This is a genomic window from Stenotrophomonas sp., assembly GCF_050737075.1.
In the GTDB taxonomy this organism is placed as follows: Bacteria; Pseudomonadota; Gammaproteobacteria; order Xanthomonadales; family Xanthomonadaceae; genus Stenotrophomonas.
On sequence record NZ_JBOHXV010000153.1, the window covers coordinates 1 to 6,228 of the forward strand.

Annotated in this window: 3 protein-coding genes, 3 tRNA genes and 1 pseudogene; 2 read left to right on the forward strand and 5 right to left on the reverse strand. The window is 66.3% G+C overall.

Annotation, left to right across the window (positions count from 1 at the left end; all coding sequences use genetic code 11):
• The 5 genes from ACREPD_RS21425 to ACREPD_RS21445 all read right to left on the reverse strand — a co-directional run.
• The coding region (locus ACREPD_RS21425) for a GTP-binding protein (protein ID WP_431601164.1) at window positions 1–348 on the reverse strand (348 nt) is incomplete at its 3' end.
• Between the two features lie 41 nt (window positions 349–389).
• Window positions 390–465 (reverse strand) — tRNA-Thr (locus tag ACREPD_RS21430).
• Between the two features lie 47 nt (window positions 466–512).
• Window positions 513–586, reverse strand: a tRNA-Gly gene (locus ACREPD_RS21435).
• A 29-nt stretch (window positions 587–615) separates the two neighbouring features.
• Window positions 616–701, reverse strand: a tRNA-Tyr gene (locus tag ACREPD_RS21440).
• Window positions 702–839: 138 nt separating this feature from the next.
• Window positions 840–1,850, reverse strand: a complete 1,011-nt coding sequence (locus tag ACREPD_RS21445) for an isoaspartyl peptidase/L-asparaginase family protein (RefSeq protein WP_431601165.1) — start codon at window positions 1,848–1,850, stop codon at window positions 840–842.
• Between the two features lie 235 nt (window positions 1,851–2,085).
• Here ACREPD_RS21445 and ACREPD_RS21450 point away from each other — a divergent pair, with 235 nt between their 5' ends.
• Window positions 2,086–4,824, forward strand: a complete 2,739-nt coding sequence (locus tag ACREPD_RS21450) for a TonB-dependent receptor plug domain-containing protein (protein WP_431601166.1) — start codon at window positions 2,086–2,088, stop codon at window positions 4,822–4,824.
• Window positions 4,825–4,981: 157 nt separating this feature from the next.
• Window positions 4,982–6,228 (forward strand): annotated as a pseudogene (locus tag ACREPD_RS21455) (response regulator); the annotation flags it as partial.

Sequence of the window (6,228 nt, forward strand, 5' to 3'; positions counted from 1 at the left end):
GGTCTGCGGCATCGGGCCGTCAGCAGCCGAACAGACCAGGATCGCGCCGTCCATCTGCGCAGCACCGGTGATCATGTTCTTGACGTAGTCAGCATGGCCCGGGCAGTCAACGTGGGCGTAGTGACGGTTGGTGGATTCGTATTCGACGTGCGCGGTCGAGATCGTGATGCCACGGGCCTTTTCTTCCGGCGCGGCGTCGATCGCGGAGTAATCCTTGAACTCGCCACCAAAGCGCTCTGCACCGATCTTGGTCAGTGCGGCGGTCAGCGTGGTCTTGCCGTGGTCGACGTGACCGATGGTGCCGACGTTGACGTGCGGCTTGGTGCGCTCGAACTTACCCTTGGCCATGGCTGCTTATCTCGAAATCGTCTGAATGGGTAGCACTTAGATGGTGCTCACGAAAGGAATCGAACCTTCGACCTCCTCCTTACCAAGGAGGTGCTCTACCGACTGAGCTACGTGAGCGAGTTTTCTATTATGGCACGAATTTGAAGATTTTCAAATTCATTCAATGGAGCGGGAGACGGGGATCGAACCCGCACCATCAGCTTGGAAGGCTGAGGTTCTACCATTGAACTACTCCCGCATCGGAAGCTCTTGCCACAACATTGAAACTGGTGGAGGGAGGTGGATTCGAACCACCGAAGGCGTAAGCCAGCAGATTTACAGTCTGCCCCCGTTGGCCGCTTGGGTATCCCTCCTTACCACCCTGTCCCTTGGCGCCGAAGCGTTTTCGGTGTGGGGTGGAAGAGCCGTGAATTTTGGGGGTGAATGCGGGTTCTGTCAACAACCTTTTTCAATTTTTTCACACGAATCGCGAATCGCCCGAATCGAGCGGGTTATTCGCCCGGCATGGCCAGCGTTTCATCGGCAAAGATCGCCACATGCGGCACGCCGTCAGCGCCGATCCAGCCGCGATACATGCCTTGGGTGTTGAACGGGGTGGCGGCCATACCGCTTGCTGACAGCACGATCGCACCGCCGTCGCCGCCCAGTGCGGGAATGCGCTCGTTGATCACCGCGCGCCCCGCATCGGCAGGACTCTGCTGCAGGTACTGCATGCGTGCACAGATATCGTACGCGGCCGCGGTGCGGATGTAGTACTCGCCCCAGCCGGTGCCCGACACCGCGCAGGTGGCGTTGGCATAGGTGCCGGCGCCAATGATCGGCGAGTCGCCGACCCGTCCATAGCGCTTGTTGGTCATGCCGCCGGTGGAGGTGCCGGCCGCGAGGTGGCCCTGGACGTCCAGTGCAACGGCGCCCACGGTGCCGAAATGGCGCGCGGTCTCCAGGTCGGTATGGGCCTGGCCGCTGGCCTCCTCCTTCAGCGCTTTCTGCAGCTGCTGCCAGCGCTTTTCAGTACGGAAGTAGGAAGGGTCCACCAACGGGATGCCTTGGCTGGCGGCGAAGGCCTCGGCGCCCTGCCCCACCAGCATCACGTGCGGCGACTGCTGCATCACCGCCTGGGCGAGCAGGATGGGGTTGCGCACGCGCTGCACGCCGGCCACCGCGCCTGCCTTGAGGCTGGCACCGTCCATGAGCGAGGCATCCAGCTCATTGCGACCCTCGTGGGTGAACACCGCGCCCTTGCCGGCATTGAAGGTGGGATCGTCCTCGAGGACGGTGATGGCGGCGGTGACCGCGTCCAGTGCCGGCTTGCCGGCGGCCAGTGCCTGGTGCCCCCGGATCAGCGCCTGGCGCAGTGCCGCGCGCGCGGCCTGCTCTTCGGCCGCCGAGAGATCCTTGCGCTGCACCCCCGCCCCGCCGTGAATGACCAGCACCGGTTCGGCGGCCTGGGTGAGTGGGCTGAGCAGGCACAGCGAGAGCAGCAGCGCGGATCGGCGGGGCATGGCGATGACCGGGTGGTGAACGAAGCCACCATCATGACCGTGCGGCGGGTGGATCGGCATCGGTCGAAAGCCATGCCCGCCGGCGACCAGGGGTCGAAATCGGTTCCAGGACATTCCTGAAGATGGGGCAGTGGTGAACTGCGTAAAAAAGGCGTTAAATGCGCGCCGTCCGTTCACCGAATGTGAATGGGGGTCTTGGCCTCCCTTGAGGCCTACTTTCTTCTTGAGAATTCTCATGCGTAAACAGGCGATGGCGTGGTCGATCCAGCTGGCGTTGATGGGTGTGGCCGCAACGGCGGCCGCCCAGGCGCCGGCCGCCCCCGGGGTGCAGCAGCTGGACACGGTGCAGGTGACCGGGTCGCGCATCGCGCGCGCGCAGGTCGAGGGACCTGCGCCGGTCACCGTGATCACCGCCGAGCAGATCCAGGCCAGCGGCTTCACCAGCGTGCCGGACGTGCTGCGCTCGATGACCCAGAACGGCGGTGAGACCCAGAGCCAGCAGTCGGCCAGTGGCGCCGACTTCTCCCCGGGCGCCCAGCAGGTCGACCTGCGCGGGCTGGGCCCGAACCACACGCTGGTGCTGGTCAATGGCCGCCGTATCGCCGACTTCCCGATGCCGTTCCAGGGCCGCAGCAACTTCACCGACGTCTCCAACATCCCGCTGGGCATGATCGACCGCATTGAAGTGCTGACCGGCAGCGCCTCGGCGATCTATGGTTCGGACGCCATCGCCGGCGTGGTCAACTTCATCCTGAAGAAGCAGGTCGATGGCACCACCGTCGACATGCGCATGGGCACCACCACCGAAGGCGGTGGCGAGTCGTTCGACATGAGCGTTGCCAGCGGCTTCGACGCCGGCCGCTTCAGCGCGGTGTACAGCGTGGAACTGCAGTCGCAGACGCCGCTCTGGGCCTACCAGCGCGCGCAGCAGGACTCCACCCTGGACGCGCCCACCGAAAGCGCGCGTGCGGCACGGCGCGCCTACCTGCGCACCGACTACAACGACGACTACCTGGACCCGGGCCAGGCTACCTGCGATGCGCTGGCCGGGCAGAACCAGGGCAGCACGCACTACGCCGAGCGCCCGCGCTACGGCTTCTACTGCGGCAGCGACCGCTCGATCGGCTACGGCACGATCCTGAGCAAGCGCCGCGGCGCGAACGGCTATGCGTCTCTGCGCTATGCCTTCGACAATGGCGCGGAATGGTTCGCCGACGTGCAGCTGGGTTACCACGACCTCGCACTGATGCGCGACGTGACCCAATGGGGCCGCATGGCCGCCGACGGCAACGAGGACGGCTACTTCCATAACCAGGCCACCGACCAGGTCGAGTTCTGGCAGCGTCAGTTCTCGCCGGAAGAAATGGGCGGCCTGGACAACGGCATGATCCGCAGCACCCAGAAGACCTTCAGCGTCACCACCGGCTTCAAGGGGTCGCTGGGCGCCGCGTGGGACTACGAGGCGTCGCTGAGCCACTCGCAGTACCAGTCCTCGATCCGCTGGCCGCAGATCATCGCGTCCAAGGCCAACGACCTGTTCCTGGGCCCGCAGCTGGGCGAGGACGACGACGGCTTCCCGATCTACAACGCCGACCCGGCGCGCCTGTACCAGCCGCTGAGCCGCGCCGAATACGACTCGATCGCCGCGCGTACCACCTACACGCCCAAGTCGCGCACCGATACGGCCGCGCTGACCCTGACCAATGGCGAGCTGTTCGAGCTGCCGGGCGGCAAGGCCGGCTTCGCGGCCACGGCCGAGTTCGGCAACCAGTCCTACGCACTGAACCCCGATCCACTGGCCACGCAGTACTACTACTACAGCTGGAAGGACTCGGACGGCCACGGCAGCCGCAACCGCTGGGCCACCGCCGCCGAACTGCGCCTGCCGCTGCATGACACGCTCAACGTCAGCGTGGCCGGCCGCTTCGACCAGTACCGCTATTCCGGCAACACGATCGGCAAGGCGACCTGGAGCGGCGGCATCGAATGGCGTCCGATCGACACGCTGCTGGTGCGTGGCTCGTACGGCACCGCGTTCCGTGCACCGGACCTGCACTACGTGTACGCCGGCCCGGGCAACGACGAGACCAGCGCCAACGATTACTACGCGTGTGCCGTGGACGGTGCGGATGACTGTTCGGATTACGAAGAGAACCTGATCCGAACGCGCGAAGGCAACCGCCAGCTGGACCCGGAAACCAGCACGTCGTGGAGCGCCGGGTTCGTATGGTCGCCGGCGGTGGGCCTGGACCTGTCGGTGGACTGGTTCGACATCGACATGCGCGACCAGGTGCAGGACATGGACGTGAGCACCATCCTGCGCGATGAAGCGGCCTGCCGCCTGGGCGATGCAGACCCCAGTTCGCCGACCTGCGTGGACGCCGTCAACCGGGTCACGCGCACCGACGACGGGCGCCTGTACGGGGTTCACGTGAGCCCGATCAATATCGCCCGCGAGACCACCAGTGGCATCGACGTGGGCCTGCGCTACCGGCTGACCACGGGTATCGGCGATTTCATCCTCAGCGGCAACCACACCTGGGTGCGGCGCCACGACTTCCAGCAGTTCGCCGGCGACGTGGTGGAGGACCAGTTCGCGGTCAACAGCGGCTTCGACATTCCGCGCACCAAGACCAGCGCCAGCCTCACCTGGGAGAACGCGGCGTGGTCGACCACGCTGTACGGCTCGCGCCTGGGCAAGCTGCCCACCTACGACAGCTACGACCAGAGCTTCGACCCGGACAGCGGCGACAGCCCGTGGATGAAGGCGACCTACCGCTACAACCTGTCGGTGCAGTACCGCTTCGACGACCACTCGCGCCTGTCGCTGTCGGTGGTGAACCTGTTCAACAAGATGCCGCCCAAGGACGCCACCTACACCCCGTACCCGTATTACGACGTGTCCTGGTTCGATACGGTGGGGCGGACGCTGAACCTGCAGTTCACGCACAAGTTCGGCGGCAGCGCGCTGTAACCGGGCCGCAAGCCACGCAGGGCATGGTTTTATGGCTTAAGGAGGCCCGCCATCTGGCGGGCCTCTGCATTTCGGCAGGCTGAACGAAAGGCAGCGACACCCTGCTTTTAAGAAGCGCCTGATGTGCGGTCGGGGAGGCTGTTCCTAGGATCGCGGCATGCAACGCCTCCTCTCCCGCCGCGACCCGATCGACGCCCCCGTGCTGGCCGCCACCGTGCTGCTGCGCTGGCTCTCGCTGTGCGTGCTGGTCTGCCTGGTCGGCACCGCCTGCTTCTATCTGCTGGCGCAGCTCAGCGAAGACGTTTCGGTGCACCGCCGCGAAATGAATGCGGCGGCGTACCGCGCACAGCTGTACTTCGACCAGCGCGAAGCGCTGCTCAACTACCTGGCCGACTCGGTGGTGACCTCCAGCGCCGACCGTACACCCGCCGGCGCTGCGGCGGACGATGATGATGAGGTGCAGCGCCTGCCACTGGGACGCGACCGCGACGGGCAACAGCTGAGCCTGCTGCTGTCCAACCGCGCCGAACGCACACTGGGCGACTATGGTGCACAGCTGATCCACGTGGGCAACGATCCGCGTGCACCGCGCCAGTGGCTGCATGGCGTGCGCTCCCAGGCGGCGCTGCCGCCCGCCGAGCTGACCCCTGCCCTGCTGCAGGCCCATGCCACCGGCACCGGTGCGAGCAACCGGGTCTACTGGCTGGCGTCGACGCAGAAACCCAACCGCATCTATCTCTATCGCCCTGCCGAAGACGGTCCCGCGCCGGCGCACTGGCTGGTGCTGTCGCTGGACTCGTCCACCATCTCCGGTGTGGTCAACAGCAAGGGCGTGGGCGATTTCGTGCTGCTGGACGGGCAGGGCCGGCGCGCGCTCTCCAACCGGGTCGGCGCCGGCGTGCCCGGGGCCTGGCTGCGCGAGCGGCCGGACGACGTGTTCGCCTTTGTGTGGTCGCACGGCGTGCCCCGGGGGCTGGCACTGGTCAAGGGCATTGGCGAGGACGGCTGGCGGCTGGTCTACCATCTGCCGCTGGTGCTGCTGCTTCGCGACCTGGCGCTGCACATCGGTGTGACCGTGCTGCTGTGCGTCGGTGCGGTCGCGGCATTGCGGGTGTTGACGCGGCGCATCGACCGGCAGCTGATCCAGCCCGCGCGCCACCAGCACCGCCAGCTGCTGGAGAGTTTCGATTTCGGCAGCACCGTGATCGAGATGGCCCCGGTCGGCATGTGCGTGCTGCGCCGTCACGGCGGCCAGGTGATGCTCGAGAACCAGCTGGCGCGCGACTGGCTCGGCGCCGACACCGCCGCCGGTGACTGGATCGGCAGCTGGCGCCAGGCCGCCGACATGACCACCCGCCCTGCGCGGCTGCATCGCGGCACCGATTTCACCACGCAGGACGGGCG

Excerpts from the sequence above, each read along its gene's own strand:
- ACREPD_RS21445 (WP_431601165.1), bottom strand. The coding sequence starts at position 1,850 with ATGCCCCGCCGATCCGCGCTGCTGCTCTCGCTGTGCCTGCTCAGCCCA.
- ACREPD_RS21450 (WP_431601166.1), top strand. The coding sequence starts at position 2,086 with ATGCGTAAACAGGCGATGGCGTGGTCGATCCAGCTGGCGTTGATGGGT.